Annotated in this window: 12 protein-coding genes; 5 read left to right on the plus strand and 7 right to left on the minus strand. The window is 42.3% G+C overall.

Going from position 1 to position 13,403, the window contains the following annotated elements; translation table 11 throughout:
• Positions 1 to 95 precede the first annotated feature (95 nt).
• Positions 96 to 1,286, plus strand: a complete 1,191-nt coding sequence (locus tag C7B70_RS11305; protein WP_106369151.1) for a glycoside hydrolase family 10 protein — start codon at positions 96 to 98, stop codon at positions 1,284 to 1,286.
• 141 nt (positions 1,287 to 1,427) lie between these two features.
• On the opposite strand, the gene C7B70_RS11310 is transcribed toward C7B70_RS11305, so the two are convergent.
• The 5 genes from C7B70_RS11310 to fabI all read right to left on the minus strand — a co-directional run bounded on the left by C7B70_RS11310 (position 1,428) and on the right by fabI (position 6,523).
• On the minus strand, positions 1,428 to 2,918 hold the full coding sequence (locus C7B70_RS11310) for a carotenoid oxygenase family protein (protein WP_106369152.1): 1,491 nt from the start codon (positions 2,916 to 2,918) through the stop codon (positions 1,428 to 1,430).
• Between the two features lie 21 nt (positions 2,919 to 2,939).
• Positions 2,940 to 4,352, minus strand: a complete 1,413-nt coding sequence (locus tag C7B70_RS11315) for a folate/biopterin family MFS transporter (protein ID WP_106369153.1) — start codon at positions 4,350 to 4,352, stop codon at positions 2,940 to 2,942.
• A gap of 85 nt (positions 4,353 to 4,437) precedes the next feature.
• Positions 4,438 to 4,995, minus strand: a complete 558-nt coding sequence (locus C7B70_RS11320) for a Uma2 family endonuclease (RefSeq protein WP_199192198.1) — start codon at positions 4,993 to 4,995, stop codon at positions 4,438 to 4,440.
• 52 nt (positions 4,996 to 5,047) lie between these two features.
• Positions 5,048 to 5,683, minus strand: coding sequence for an imidazoleglycerol-phosphate dehydratase HisB (gene hisB, locus C7B70_RS11325; RefSeq protein ID WP_106369155.1), 636 nt, complete (start codon positions 5,681 to 5,683; stop codon positions 5,048 to 5,050).
• A gap of 63 nt (positions 5,684 to 5,746) precedes the next feature.
• Positions 5,747 to 6,523 carry an enoyl-ACP reductase FabI gene (gene fabI / locus C7B70_RS11330; protein ID WP_106369156.1) on the minus strand — a complete coding sequence of 259 codons (777 nt, stop codon included), beginning with the start codon at positions 6,521 to 6,523 and terminating at the stop codon, positions 5,747 to 5,749.
• Positions 6,524 to 6,754: 231 nt separating this feature from the next.
• Between fabI and ntcA the strand changes: the two genes are divergently transcribed.
• The 3 genes from ntcA to C7B70_RS11345 all read left to right on the plus strand — a co-directional run bounded on the left by ntcA (position 6,755) and on the right by C7B70_RS11345 (position 9,484).
• On the plus strand, positions 6,755 to 7,426 hold the full coding sequence (gene ntcA, locus C7B70_RS11335) for a global nitrogen regulator NtcA (RefSeq protein ID WP_106369157.1): 672 nt from the start codon (positions 6,755 to 6,757) through the stop codon (positions 7,424 to 7,426).
• Positions 7,427 to 7,517: 91 nt separating this feature from the next.
• The gene (locus C7B70_RS11340) at positions 7,518 to 9,077 is read left to right on the plus strand and encodes a DUF3084 domain-containing protein (RefSeq protein WP_106369158.1); all 1,560 of its coding nucleotides are present in this window, start codon (positions 7,518 to 7,520) and stop codon (positions 9,075 to 9,077) included.
• A complete protein-coding gene (locus C7B70_RS11345) occupies positions 9,071 to 9,484 on the plus strand; it encodes a pre-16S rRNA-processing nuclease YqgF (protein ID WP_199192203.1) in 414 nt (137 codons plus the stop codon). The genes C7B70_RS11340 and C7B70_RS11345 overlap by 7 nt, the downstream gene beginning before the upstream one ends.
• Here C7B70_RS11345 and C7B70_RS11350 read toward each other — a convergent pair.
• The gene (locus C7B70_RS11350) at positions 9,462 to 9,725 is read right to left on the minus strand and encodes a DUF3146 family protein (protein ID WP_106369160.1); all 264 of its coding nucleotides are present in this window, start codon (positions 9,723 to 9,725) and stop codon (positions 9,462 to 9,464) included. The genes C7B70_RS11345 and C7B70_RS11350 overlap by 23 nt on opposite strands.
• 192 nt (positions 9,726 to 9,917) lie before the next feature.
• Between C7B70_RS11350 and C7B70_RS11355 the strand changes: the two genes are divergently transcribed.
• Positions 9,918 to 11,375 carry a GTP-binding protein gene (locus tag C7B70_RS11355; RefSeq protein ID WP_106369161.1) on the plus strand — a complete coding sequence of 486 codons (1,458 nt, stop codon included), beginning with the start codon at positions 9,918 to 9,920 and terminating at the stop codon, positions 11,373 to 11,375.
• A gap of 146 nt (positions 11,376 to 11,521) precedes the next feature.
• Here the strand turns inward: C7B70_RS11355 and C7B70_RS11360 are convergent, their stop codons facing one another.
• Positions 11,522 to 13,264 carry a mechanosensitive ion channel gene (locus C7B70_RS11360; RefSeq protein ID WP_199192199.1) on the minus strand — a complete coding sequence of 581 codons (1,743 nt, stop codon included), beginning with the start codon at positions 13,262 to 13,264 and terminating at the stop codon, positions 11,522 to 11,524.
• Between the last annotated feature and the right edge of the window lie 139 nt (positions 13,265 to 13,403).

Here is a 13,403-nt window from a genome sequence, read left to right on the forward strand (position 1 = left end):
GAGGTTTGCGATCGCAAACCTCTTTTTTATTTGCCTATGCGATCAAGTGCAACTATAGTTTTAAAAATCGTTAAATTTTAATAGTTTGTTAAATAATGATTAAATTGCGCCGTCGCCAGCTATTTGCTTTATTGCTGGCTTTAAGTTTAGTTATAGGGTTGATACTGCAACAACCAGCTTTAACCCAAGCCAAAACCGAGCTAAGAGGAGTATGGCTAACAAATATTGATAGTGACGTTTTATTTAAACGCGATCGCCTCACTAACGCCTTAAAAACTTTAAAACAACTTAACTTCAATACAATTTATCCTACGGTGTGGAATTGGGGCTATACATTGTATCCAAGTTCTGTAGCGCAAAAAGTCATTGGGCAGAGTCTTGATCCCGAACCCGGACTTCAAGGGCGCGATCTGCTCACAGAACTCACTACCCAGGGACACCGAAACGGTCTAGCGGTCATTCCTTGGTTTGAATTTGGCTTTATGGCTCCATCCGATTCAAGTTTAGCTAAACGTCATCCTGACTGGCTGACAAGCCGCAGAGATGGCAGCAAAATTTGGCTTGAAGGCAAACATGATCGCGTCTGGCTTAATCCCTTCCACCCAGAAGTCCAAAACTTTATTCAAAATTTAATTGTCGAAATCGTCAGCAAATACGATGTTGATGGCATTCAATTTGACGATCATTTCGGTTTACCCGCCGAGTTAGGCTACGATGCTTACACAACGAAGCTTTACAAACAAGAACATCTTGGTAAAAATCCCCCTGCCAATCCGCAAGATCCCGAATGGGTGCGTTGGCGAGCAAATAAAATTACTCAATATCTGCAAAAGGTATTTAAAGCCGTCAAAACTCGTAAACCCAAATGTATTATTTCCGTTGCTCCCAATCCACAGCGCGTCTCCTACAAATTGTTTTTAGCTGATTGGGAAAAGTGGGAACGTCAGGGGTTAATAGAAGAATTAGTTTTGCAAGTGTATCGCAACGACTTAAAAGTTTTTATTCAAGAATTAAACTATCCCGAAGTCAAAACTGCTAAAAAACATATTCCTGTCAGCATTGGCATTTTATCAGGATTAAAAGATCGTTCTGTAGCTTCGGCGCAAATTCAAAGTCAGGTAGAAGTCAGCCGGGAGCAAGGCTTTGCTGGAGTATCATTCTTCTTTTACGAAACTTTGTGGAATCTTAGTCAAGAAAAACCCCCAACTCGCCAATCAGCTTTTAAGAGTTTGTTTGTACAACCAAAGCCGCGTCCCAATTTATTAGCGGGTTGGAAACCACAGTAAAGCAGTGCTAAGTCTTTTAGGCATTACTTATTTTTGGATCTAAGTAGTCTAAAAATAAACAACATAAATACAAGCGTGTCAAAAACAAGTTTTGACACGCCTCAGTAATATTACAGAAACTTTGTTATCTTTAGCTACATTCTAAGTTTGTGGAACAAAAGCTGTAGGGGCAAAGCTGCCATGTAAGCCGTAGGGGATATGATGTTTGAGGTGTAAACGCGCGATCGCACCTTTATGTAAATCAAGGGCATCAAGGATAACGACATCTGAACGATGATGAGCAGCATCATAGACTACTGTAAGCAGCCAGCCATCATCTTCACGAGTACCATCAGGACGGGCTACAAAAATTGGTTCGCTAACATAGCCACGAGGGGCAACACTCCACAATTGCCGCTCTTTTGACTCTAAATCAATTTTTAAAATAGCTTGCAAAGGAGCGTTACCTGCTTCGCCATCGGCTGCACCCATATACAAATAGCGGTAAGGATGACCGACGTTTTGGGGATGGACACTAGGAAACTCACAGCAACGGCTTTCTATCAACTTGCTTGAGACGGTTTTGTCGCTCAAATTAAGATGAAACCGCCACAATTGTCCAGGTTTGAGCGCATCAAAATCAACTTGACGAAAATCGCTTTGGGGTTCTACTTCTGGAAACGCTGAGTAGCAAATAGAATCAATGTAAATATTTTCATCTTGCTCAAAAGCATTCGCGTGGTGGAAAACAAACCCGGAATGAGTTTCGAGAACTTGTACAGATTTTTTGCTGTCGCGAGGAATAACAATTATCCGTGTCGGTTGGTTAGGTTGAAACTTGATACACTCTGCCGCGCCGCGCATTCCCAAAACAAAAGGAATAGGGTTAAAAGCAACGGGATTTTGAAAAAATATACAGTAATTAGGGGTAATTGCAAAATCGTGGATAAAAGCAAAACCAGGGACGCTATGAGCGTGCTTTCGGATAACTTCTCCGGCGGGATTTAGCTCAAAAATAGTGATAGTTGTGGATAATCCTGGCTTAATCGAAAAGTTGACTAAGCAAGGTTCGCCATTGTCGGTATTACAACTAGGATCGAAGCGAGGATGAGCGGCAAAAGCTTCACCATCAGCCAAAATACCGTTAAAAGACTCTTTACCTAAGGTTTCTAAAGTGTAAGGATCGAGGCGATGAGGATCGGCGGCTTCCCACAATGCTAAGAGTTTGTCACCCCAGTAAATAACATTGGTATTGGCAATGTTTTTCAGGCGCAAGTCAAAGGCATTTGCCAACCACCCACCGGGTTTTTGAGTGCCAAATACGCCGCGATACAGGATTTTTTGGGCTTTTTGTTCTTCAACGTAGGCTGTTGTGCGAATAAAGCGGTTGCGGAAATAAGCGCGACCGTTGGAAAAGGCGATCGCACTAATCATTCCGTCGCCATCAAAAGGATGGTGAATGTGATGACCGTCAACGTCTAGTAAGCCAGGCCCGTTGCGAAATAAAGTACCGTTAAGTTCTGGGGGAATCTCCCCTTCAATATCATCAACCCAGTAATCTAGTTCTTGTTTGACCGATTCGTAACCTTTTTGCCAGTCTTGGCGATCGTAAGAGTTGAGGGGAACTGTAGAAGCTCTTTCGTGGAGTTGCATAGTTTTTGAGGTAAAAATGAGCTAATCAATAGATTCTTTGGCTGGTTGAACTAAGGCTTGGGGTGCAAATTCTGGCATCCATTCAGGAATAATGCCTTTGTCGCTGGCTAAGGGTTGCGGGGTTTCTTTGTCGGGTAGCCAGTGGAGGAAAGGTAAAGGTAAGAGAGTTGAGAGATTAGCAATAATTACCAATATCCACAGATTGTCAAAGTTGTTTTGAGCTATACCCAGCAAGTGCATTAATCCCGCTCCTAATTGGTAGGAAACCATCGAGGCGAGGTTAGAGACAGACATTAGCAAAGCAAATAAAGTTGCTTCCACTCCTGGAGGACATAAACGCGCGGCTAAAACTAAGACAGGCATATAGGCAATTTGTCCCATTACCGTCAGCACTAAGCTATCGCCCAAACTAAACCAGCGATCGCCTATACCTAAACTGCGGTTAGCATGAGTGACAAGTAGCAGCATAGTCATCCCCAAAACTGCCGATAACAAGGTACTCCAGCCAAAAATCACTCGAAAAGGTACGGTTTTGAGATAACGCTGAAATATCCAAATTCCAACTATAGAGGCAATGCTTGTCACTAAACGCACTCTGCCTAAAAATTCGGGTTGAAATCCTAATTCGTTGGTGGTGAAGAAGAAAAACGCCGCATCCGCCGTAGGGGTAGCTTGCCAAATAAATACAAAGGCGGTAGGTAACCAAATAGATTTTTGGGTAATGGCTTGGCGCAGTTGCTTAATTTGATCTTTGACCGTTAGCCAGTTGTGGTTTACATCTGTGGCTTTTTGCACTGGCACTTCTGAGATAAACCAAGCGGCGGCGGAGACAATTAAGGGAAATAAGGCAGTAATTTCAAAAACAGTGCGTGTTGTGAAATGTTCTAAAAGTAAGCCGCTAAAGTAAGCAGTAATTAAGCTTCCCACCGCCGTAGTACCCCAGCAAAGCGCTTGCAAAGATCCGGCTTCAGCTTGAGATTCTACTCTAGCTCGTTCTACTACTAAAGAGTCAACAATTACATCGCTAATGGCAACGGAGAGAGAGCCAAGAGCGATCGCACAAGTAGCGGCAATGGGAGAGTGTACCACCGTTGCTAGAGCAATCCAGGACACTGTACCAATGATTCCTGACAATACTAAGTATGGTCGTCGCCTGTAACCAAATATCGGCAACCCGTCCGACATAAAGCCAAATAGCGGTTTGATAATCCAAGGTAAAGCAACAATTCCAAACAAGGCGGATACGTTAGCAGGACTTAAGCCTAGTTCGTCTTTAAGAAAGAAGCTAACGGCTAACCGCGCTAATCCTAAAATACCCTGAACAAAATATACAGTAAGAATGGCGATTAACTCGGTACTTGGTTCTTGACCGAAGAAAATTTTTTCTTTTACTGAGTCTTTGACCTTGGACAAGCCAGAGGAGGAAATCAGCATTGCTTAATATTTTTTAATAATTATCAACTTTTATATCATATCTAACCTATGTGAAAACTACTGCCAAAAGAGCGATATCTATCGTCTACGCCATTTTGAGCCAAGCAAATACTTGATCTGTAGTGAGATGAAGCGGAATATCTTTAGGTACAGGGATGCGATCGCTCTTTGTACACATTACGGGCGCTTGGTGGGGGAGAAAAACTAAAATCGAGCGATCGTTAGGAGCTATCAGCCAGCCGAGTTGACAACCATGCTGGAGGCAGTGCAGAATGTTTCCTGTGACGCGGTTTGAGCTTTGTTCTGGTGATAAGATTTCAATTGTCCAATCAGGGGCAATTTTTACATAATCTATTGGTTCGCCATCAGGCTCAAACTCAATACTTTGCCATAATAAAACTGCAACATCAGGCACAATTGAACGTCCGCCAAAGGTACAACGCAACTCTGCAAAGGCGTAAGCAATCTTTTCTTTCTCCGTTACATCATTGATAGCAGTACAAGCCTTTATCTGTAATCGGCTGTGTCTGCTTTTGGGCATGGGTTTTTGAAAAACTTGACCATTAATATACTCACTAGCAGGTTTTGTCTCTGGTAGATGCAAAAATTCCTCAAGCGTAAGGGGTTGAGTTGTAGTAGTCATAATAGTTTCGTTTGTAGAGACGTAGCGCTGCTACGTCTTGACTTGCCAGAAGTTACAAAACGCCTTTAGAACTAGGAATTGCCCCATTACGCCGGGGATCGATTTCCATTGCTAGGCGCAAGCTACGAGCAAAAGCTTTAAATGTTGCTTCAATAATATGGTGAGAATTAATGCCGTCGAGTTGACGGATATGCAAAGTCATTTGACTGTGATTGACGATCGCTACAAAAAATTCTCGCACTAACTGAGTATCGTAAGTTCCTACTCTTTGGGTGGGAATTTGCAAGCCGTAGCTGAGATGGGGTCGTCCTGAAAAATCTAAAGCAACTTGGATTAAAGCCTCGTCTAAGGGCGCAAGAAAGTTCCCAAAACGGACAATTCCTTGGCGATCGCCCAAAGCTTTCCCGAATGCTTGTCCTAACGTAATCCCAACATCTTCATTAGTATGGTGATCGTCTATTTCTAGATCCCCTGTTGCTTGCACGTCTAAATCAATTAATCCGTGATTTGCTATTTGGTGCAGCATATGATCTAAAAAAGGTACGCCTGTTGCTGCATTGCATTTACCCGTACCGTCTAAATTAACGCTAACTTCTATATCGGTTTCTTTTGTAGTACGACGAATAGAAGCCGTGCGCGTAGGTATGGTAGGAAGAGAAGATAAAATTTGGGGGTTTCTTGTCTGCATAAAACTAACTTAAAACTATTTATAATTCAATTTTGCCGGAATAGACGTAGCAGCGCTACGTCTCTACATTCCCATAATTTCGTAGCCTGCATCTACATACAAAATTTGCCCAGTAATACCACTTGCTAAATCGCTGCACAAAAACGCGGCGGCGTTTCCTACTTCTAGCGGTGTTACTGTGCGACGTAAAGGTGCAACTTCTTCTACATGATGAATCATATCTAAAATTCCCCCGACGGCAGAAGAAGCCAAAGTCCGAATTGGCCCGGCGGAAATAGCATTGACTCGAATATTTTGCGCTCCCAATTCGGCGGCTAAGTAACGCACACTCATTTCTAACCCCGCCTTAGCTACACCCATAACGTTGTAGTTGGGAATTGCTCGTACTCCACCTAAATAAGTCAGCGTGACAATACTACCGCCTTGGGTCATTAAAGGTTTTGCCGCACCGCTTAACTGTGCTAATGAATAGGTGCTAATTTCTAGGGCTTGATTAAATCCTGCTCTAGAGGTATCGCTAAAGCCGCCAGTGAGGTCTTCTTTATTTGCAAAAGCTAAACAATGAATGAGAATATCTAACTTGCCCCACTTATCTGAAATCGCCGCAAACATTTCCTTAATCTGCTCGTCATTTTGCACATTGCAAGGTACAAATAAGCTGGGATTGAGGGGTTCTACAAGTTCTGCTACTTTCTTTTCCATTTTGCCACGCTCGTCTGGCAAATAGCTAATGCCGATATTTGCTCCGGCTTTGTGGAGTTGTTGAGTAATACCCCAAGCGATCGAGCGATTGTTAGCAATACCAGTTACTAAGGCATTTTTTCCAGTTAGATCGATCATAAATTAGTAAGTAGTAGTAAGTCTTTAAAATATTCTCAATTAGGAGCATACCCGAATTTGGTCATCTGACAAAAAACGCGAAGTCCTCACGATTTTTTATAAACATTCTTTGCTCGAAAAATTATGTAGCCACGAATACAATAATCCCGTTTAAAGTCAGATTAATGTGATGTAGTGATACAAAACTGTGGAGTTTTGGAGAAATTTTAGGATATTGGTTAGGGCAGAAACATGATCGCAATGCAAGATAGACCGTTAGCGGCGGTATTCCGTCAAATAGGAACAGGATCGTTTCCCCCAGTAGTTGAAATGTTTGAACGGGGTAAAACAATATTTTTTCCCGGCGATCCAGCAGAACGGGTATACTTTCTGCTCAAGGGCGCAGTTAAACTATCTAGAGTTTACGAAGCTGGGGAAGAAATAACCGTAGCACTGCTAAGAGAAAATAGCGTGTTTGGCGTGCTGTCGTTGCTGACAGGACAGCGCTCAGATAGATTTTATCATGCGGTAGCCTTTACAGCCGTAGAGCTACTTTCCGCACCCATTGAACAAGTAGAGCAATCGCTAAAAAGTAATCCTGAATTGTCAATGTTGATGCTTAAAGGCTTATCATCGCGGATTTTGCAAACTGAAATGATGATTGAAACTTTGGCTCATCGTGATATGGGTTCGAGGTTAGTTAGCTTTTTACTAATTTTGTGCCGAGATTTTGGCGTGCCAACATCGGAAGGAATTACAATTGATCTCAAGCTATCTCATCAAGCGATCGCTGAAGCAATAGGTTCTACCCGTGTGACTGTAACTCGACTACTCGGAGATTTGCGGGCTGACGAAATGATTTCGATTCACAAAAAAAAGATTACTCTCCATAATCCTGTAGCTTTGAGCCAGCAGTTTACCTAACTAAGTCGCTCCTGTGTATAAAGTCTAGTAAATCGCCAAAAGCTAGGCGGTTGAAGTAGGCTGTATTTGTGTGGGAAGTGGACGGCGGAAGATGACTACAGGAATAATCCTGATTGCAGCAATTTTAATTTTGGGAGGTGTAATCGCAACTGTAGGCGATCGCATAGGCACGCGGGTAGGAAAAGCTAGACTAAGTTTGTTTAAACTCCGTCCGCGCAAAACTGCTGTTTTAGTAACGATTGTCACCGGGAGTGCGATCGCGGCATCAACGTTAGGAATTTTATTTGCAGCCGACAAAAGTTTGCGAACAGGAGTATTTCAACTAGAGAAAATTCAAGCAGACCTCAAAACTAAGCGTCAACAGGTAGAATCTACAACCAAAGAGCTAGAAGCTACAAGGATACAAAAAAGCAATGTAGAAAAGGACTTACAACAAGCGAGAATTGAACAAAAAGCCGCAGAGCAAAGGCAATTACAAGCGCAAAGACGTTTGCAATCGACAAATAGATCGTTGCAGGCTGTAATTACTAAACAAGGCCAAACTCAAGCTCAATTAAGCCGCACTCAAGCTAAACAAAGCCAAACTCAAGCTCAATTAAGCCGCAACCAAACCCAACTAAGTCAAATTACAACGAGATTTCTTGATGCTAGAGCCTTACTACAAAGAGTCTCTCAGCAAGCGAAGACATTACGCACAGATATTCAAAAACTCCAGATCGAACGCCAGCAAATTAGCAAACAGTTAGCAGAAGTTACAAGCCAAATTAACGATCGCGATAACTCGATTGCCAACCTTGACCGAGAAATTGCCAACCGCGATCGCATTCTTGCAGGTAGAGAAACGCGCTTAAAACAACTAGAGGGTCAACGGGAATATCTCGAACAAGAAGTAGCAAAACTTGAAGGGTATTATCAGGATTATCAAGTTCTGCGTCAGGGAAATGTAGCCTTAGAGAGCGGTAGAGTTTTGGCGGCGGGTGTAGTTCGCATTGGGCAACCAAAAGCGGCGCGTCAAGCTATCGAACAACTATTGCGCGAGGCTAATCGCGTAGCAATCGAGTTCACGCAGCCCGGTACAAATCCTGAAGAAAAACTAGCCGTACAGATATCTAAAGCCCAAGTTGAAAAGGTAATTGCCCGAATTGATGATGGGAAAGATTATGTAGTACGAGTTATTTCGGCGGGAAACTACTTACTAGGGGAAAGAAATGTTCAAGCCGAGATTGATGTAGCTGTAAATACAGTGATTTTTTCTAAAGGTGACGTGTTAGCGGCGATTCCTACTAATCCCTCCCCAGGTCAAGAAATCCGCCAGAAGGTAGCACTATTGCTAAGTGCGGCAAAGTTTCGCGCCCGTAGTGCAGGAGTATTAGGCGATGCGATTGAAATTGGCGATGGTCGCTTAGAGACTTTAGTTAGCTTTATTGAACAAGTAAGACAGTACAATCAGCCTGTGGAAATTAAAGTAATCGCTACCGAAGATATATATACGGCTGGCCCTTCACAAGTGCAGTTAGTAGCCGTTAAAGGTGGACAAGTGGTTTTTGGAACGAGAAGGCTAATTGGTAATCAATTAAGAGATGCTCTTAAGCCAACAGAATCAGCTACTCCTACGGGGAAAGTAGATCGTAAACTAAGAGACAAATCATGATTTTAGGCTTCGATCCCGGTCGAGATAAGTGCGGATTGGCAGTGATGGGATCGGACTTACAGTTACACGATCATCAAGTTGTCGTGGCGACTGAGGCGATCGCATCTATCCTATCTCTACTACAAAAGTTCCCCATAGCTACATTGGTAATGGGCGATCGCACTACGTCTAAACAATGGCAAAAACAACTTAAAGAAGTATTACCTGCAAGTATCCCAATTTTCACGGTAGACGAACACAATAGCACCCTAGAAGCGCGCGATTTATACTGGCAAATGTACCCACCCAAAGGTTTAACAAAGCTTCTTCCCCAAGGCTTAAGAGAACCGCCAAGACCGATAGATGACTTAGTTGCCATCTTGTTGATTAAAAGACACTTAAAAGCTACAAATCGGCGCGAATCGTAAAGTCATAATCGCCCCCAGCTTCTAGCTGATAGTCTCGTTGTTCTAAAAAACGCCCCAAGGGTTCTTTAATTAAAGCCCGACCAGAAGAAGGTTTTACAGACAATTCCCCTCGGCGAAAACACCATTGAAACTGCCACTCAAATTCTCCCGCTTTAACATCTCCTTCAAGCAAGCCTTTTTGCCAAGATTGGCGTGTAATCCTGACATAGGCGGTTGTTTCTGGCAAATATTTCCCACTCACGATAAATAATGATGGCGCTGAGGCTAACTAATTTCTTCATTATTACTAGAAGTTGCTGTTTGAGACAAAAGCACAAAGGTAGAATGCGATCGCACCTATAGACCTATCTTAAGAGCGACTTATTAACTATTTTGCTCTAATAAATCGCTAGGATCGAAAAACAAACCAAAACCTATTTTTAGGAGCTACCCCTTGCCTGAATCTAACCTTCCTACGCCGGATTCTGCCATTAATACAGATTTAGATGATGTAATTTGGAGTTTTGGCGATATTCAGGCACAGTTAAATTACAAACAAGCTCAAACAGCTTTACAAGAATTGATTGATAAGCTTGATTTGACACCCCAAGAGCGTCGCCCCTTAGAAGCAGAAATTGCACAATTAGAGACGATGCTAGACAATTTAGAGCGTCAAGTAGTGCAAATTGCCGCCTTTGGCATGGTAGGAAGGGGTAAGTCTTCTTTGCTGAATGCTTTATTGGGGCAAAAAGTATTTGAAACCGGGGCTTTGCATGGTGTGACTCGTACCGCAGAAAAAGCCGCTTGGAAAATTGACGAGCAACTAATTGGTGATAGTGAATCTCGTACAGTTATGGTTACTTTACCAGGGGCTAGTAATTCTCAAGTTGAACTCATCGATACTCCAGGTTTGGATGAAGTAGATGGCGAAACTCGTGCTTTGCTGGCTAAAGATATTGCTCAAAAAACCGATTTAATTTTGTTTGTCATTGCTGGAGATATGACGAAGGTAGAGCATGAAGCCTTATCGCAATTGCGAAATGCTGGTAAGCCGATTTTGCTGGTATTCAACAAAATCGATCAGTATCCTCAAGCCGATCGCCTAGCAATTTATCACAAAATCCGCGATGAACGAGTAAAAGAATTACTTTCACCCGATGAAATTGTTATGGCGGCGAGTTCACCCTTAGTTGCTAAAGCCATTGTGCGTCCTGATGGTAGCCGTTTTGTCCAACGCAGCTTGGGAATACCGCAAATTGAGGAGATGAAGCTAAAAATTTTAGAAATACTGCATAAAGAAGGTAAAGCTTTAGTTGCTCTCAATACGATGCTTTACGCTGACGATGTAAACGATCGCCTAGTAGTGCGAAAACTAGAAATCCGAGAACTTAGCGCTAATAAGTTAATTTGGCGAGGAGTTATGACTAAATCATTAGCGGTTTCTCTTAACCCCGTTACCGTCGTCGATCTCTTTAGTGGCGCAGTTATTGACGTAACTTTAATATTGACTTTATCTAAGTTGTATGGAATTGAGATGACAAAAACCGGGGCGATCGCGTTGCTACAAAAAATCGCCCTCAGTATGGGCGGAATTAGTGCCAGCGAACTATTAACAAATTTGGGTTTAAGTTCTCTAAAAAGCTTGCTGGGGTTGTCTACAACTGCTACTGGAGGCATTACTTTAGGCGCTTATATGTCTGTAGCAGTAACGCAAGCAGCGGTAGCTGGGGTTTCTACTTATGGCATTGGACAAGTAGCTAAAGTTTATTTAGCCAAGGGCGCATCTTGGGGGACAGAAAGCCCGAAAGCTGTAGTTAGCCGGATTTTAGAATCTTTAGATGAAGCTTCTATTATGAATCGCATCAAAGGCGAAATAGCAGCTAAGTTGGGAATTGCTGAAATAAAAGGGTAAAAGTTGCCACAGTTGGAGATCCCCCCTAACCCACGTCAACAAAGCGGTCAGGTTAAGCTACACCGCTTTTTGACTCCCCTTAAAAAAGGGGGGAAATATGGATATTTTTTAAAAAAAGGGGGATTTCATTGTTTGCAACTAATATTTTAGGTTCGTGGTGGTTGGTTGCGTTGTTGCTTGAAGGAGTCTAATAACTCCTTAGTTTGCTCTTTGGCAATATCGCGCCCACCTAAACCAAAAGCCAGCGCCAGTGCCACTGCTAAAGCACCAAGTAGCAAACCAAAGGCAAGATTAACAATATCGCTGGCAATCCCGATTTGATTTAGTGCTAAAGCTGATACAAAAGCAATAATGGCAATTCGGGCAACTTGAGCTAGTATTTGAGCTTGGCGATCGCCAGAGCTTGTAATAATGTTGAACACCAAATTCGCCAAAAATAAACCAACGCCAAATACTACCAATCCTGAAAGTATTTTCCCTAGGATCAACACTAATCCGCCTACTAAAGCTGTTAATGCGGGAATATTTAAAATATTCACGGCTGCAAGCGTCGCAAATAGCATAATACCTACTAAGGTAATAATGCCTACAAGCTCTGATGGTGTTCTAGTTGCCAACTGCTGGGCTGCGTTAGTAGAATCTGGCTGAAGAACGGTTTGAGATCCTGTTGTTGGTGGTGGGATTACAATTGGAGGTGATACAGTCCTTTGCCTAGTAGGTGATGGCAAGCCTAGCGCTGAGAAAATGCTATTGAATCCTAGGCTAGTAAGGATGCTTGTAACTAAGTCTGATAAGAAATGCCCGATAAAGTAAGCAACAATCAAAATCAATGCGGCGGTAAAAATTCCTGGTAAAGCATTGAGGATTTGTTGCAACATTGCAATCGCGGGAACAGAAATCGCATCAATTTGTAAAGCATTGAGCGCTGCGATCGCTACTGGAATCAAAATTAACACATAAATAATTGTGCCAATAATTCCTGACAGGGTTTGTCCTCCTGCCGTCCGCCGCAAGCCAAATCTTTCTCCAGCACCATCGATTCCAGTAGTAGCAAGTAAGTTTGTAACAATCCGGCGTACTACTTGCGCCAATAACCAACCTACACCCGCAATTAGCACCGCAGCTAAAATATTGGGCAAAATTGATAAAATTTCACCAACTAGGTTTTGCACAGGCTGTAATGCTTGCTGCAAACCTAAAGTATCCAAAATTGGAATCAGAAATAGTAAAAAGATGAACCAGTATAGGGCATTGCCAATCGTATCGCTAAGAGATAACTGATTTGGCTGCGGAGTTGTCCCCGCAGGTTGTTGATTTACGCGCTCATCTAATCTTGCTGCCTGCAATCCCCGTGTAGTTATCAGCTTAACTACTGTTGCTACTAACCAAGCAACACCTAGAAATATTAACGCCCCTAATAATTTTGGTAAAAATCCGGTTACTTGATTAAGGAAATTACCAAGAGGTCTTGAGACTACTTCTAGCTGTAGTGTTTGTAAAACTGCTACTACTGTAAATAGGATAACAATCCAAAAAACAATACTGCCAATTAATTCTTCGACTTTGGGCAAATCACCGCGATCGCTACGACCCATTACACTAGCGGCAATGCGATTATCAATGCTAGTACGATTAAGAAGTCCCTTAATTATTGCTTTCGCAACAAAGGCAACAATTAAGCCAATTAGCAAAATTGCTACGGCTGCAAGCAAGTTAGGAATAAAAGCTATTAGCTGTTGAAGAATATTTTGGGCGTAATTAACACTATTTTCTACTGCTTCCCTTGGTTGCGTTACATCTATTCCTGGCGTTTGCGCTAACAATTGCTGAGTCTTTATTGATACATTTATACCCATAATAGGTATGATTTCCGCCAAATTTATATTCATGAGTTTTTTAAGTTAAGATTGCACACCACTAGAAAAAATACTTTCATTGTTTTTACAAATAACTCCTGACGTTGACCAGTAATACAGCACAATATCTCTCTATACAGAGTTATAATGGAAAAGATGATTACACATCTAT

Source organism: Chlorogloea sp. CCALA 695 (assembly GCF_003003885.1).
Lineage (GTDB): Bacteria > Cyanobacteriota > Cyanobacteriia > Cyanobacteriales > Chroococcidiopsidaceae > Aliterella.

Excerpts from the sequence above, each read along its gene's own strand:
- C7B70_RS11305 (WP_106369151.1), top strand. The coding sequence starts at position 96 with ATGATTAAATTGCGCCGTCGCCAGCTATTTGCTTTATTGCTGGCTTTA.
- C7B70_RS11310 (WP_106369152.1), bottom strand. The coding sequence starts at position 2,918 with ATGCAACTCCACGAAAGAGCTTCTACAGTTCCCCTCAACTCTTACGAT.
- C7B70_RS11315 (WP_106369153.1), bottom strand. The coding sequence starts at position 4,352 with ATGCTGATTTCCTCCTCTGGCTTGTCCAAGGTCAAAGACTCAGTAAAA.
- C7B70_RS11320 (WP_199192198.1), bottom strand. The coding sequence starts at position 4,995 with ATGACTACTACAACTCAACCCCTTACGCTTGAGGAATTTTTGCATCTA.
- hisB (WP_106369155.1), bottom strand. The coding sequence starts at position 5,683 with ATGCAGACAAGAAACCCCCAAATTTTATCTTCTCTTCCTACCATACCT.
- fabI (WP_106369156.1), bottom strand. The coding sequence starts at position 6,523 with ATGATCGATCTAACTGGAAAAAATGCCTTAGTAACTGGTATTGCTAAC.
- ntcA (WP_106369157.1), top strand. The coding sequence starts at position 6,755 with ATGATCGCAATGCAAGATAGACCGTTAGCGGCGGTATTCCGTCAAATA.
- C7B70_RS11340 (WP_106369158.1), top strand. The coding sequence starts at position 7,518 with ATGACTACAGGAATAATCCTGATTGCAGCAATTTTAATTTTGGGAGGT.
- C7B70_RS11360 (WP_199192199.1), bottom strand. The coding sequence starts at position 13,264 with ATGAATATAAATTTGGCGGAAATCATACCTATTATGGGTATAAATGTA.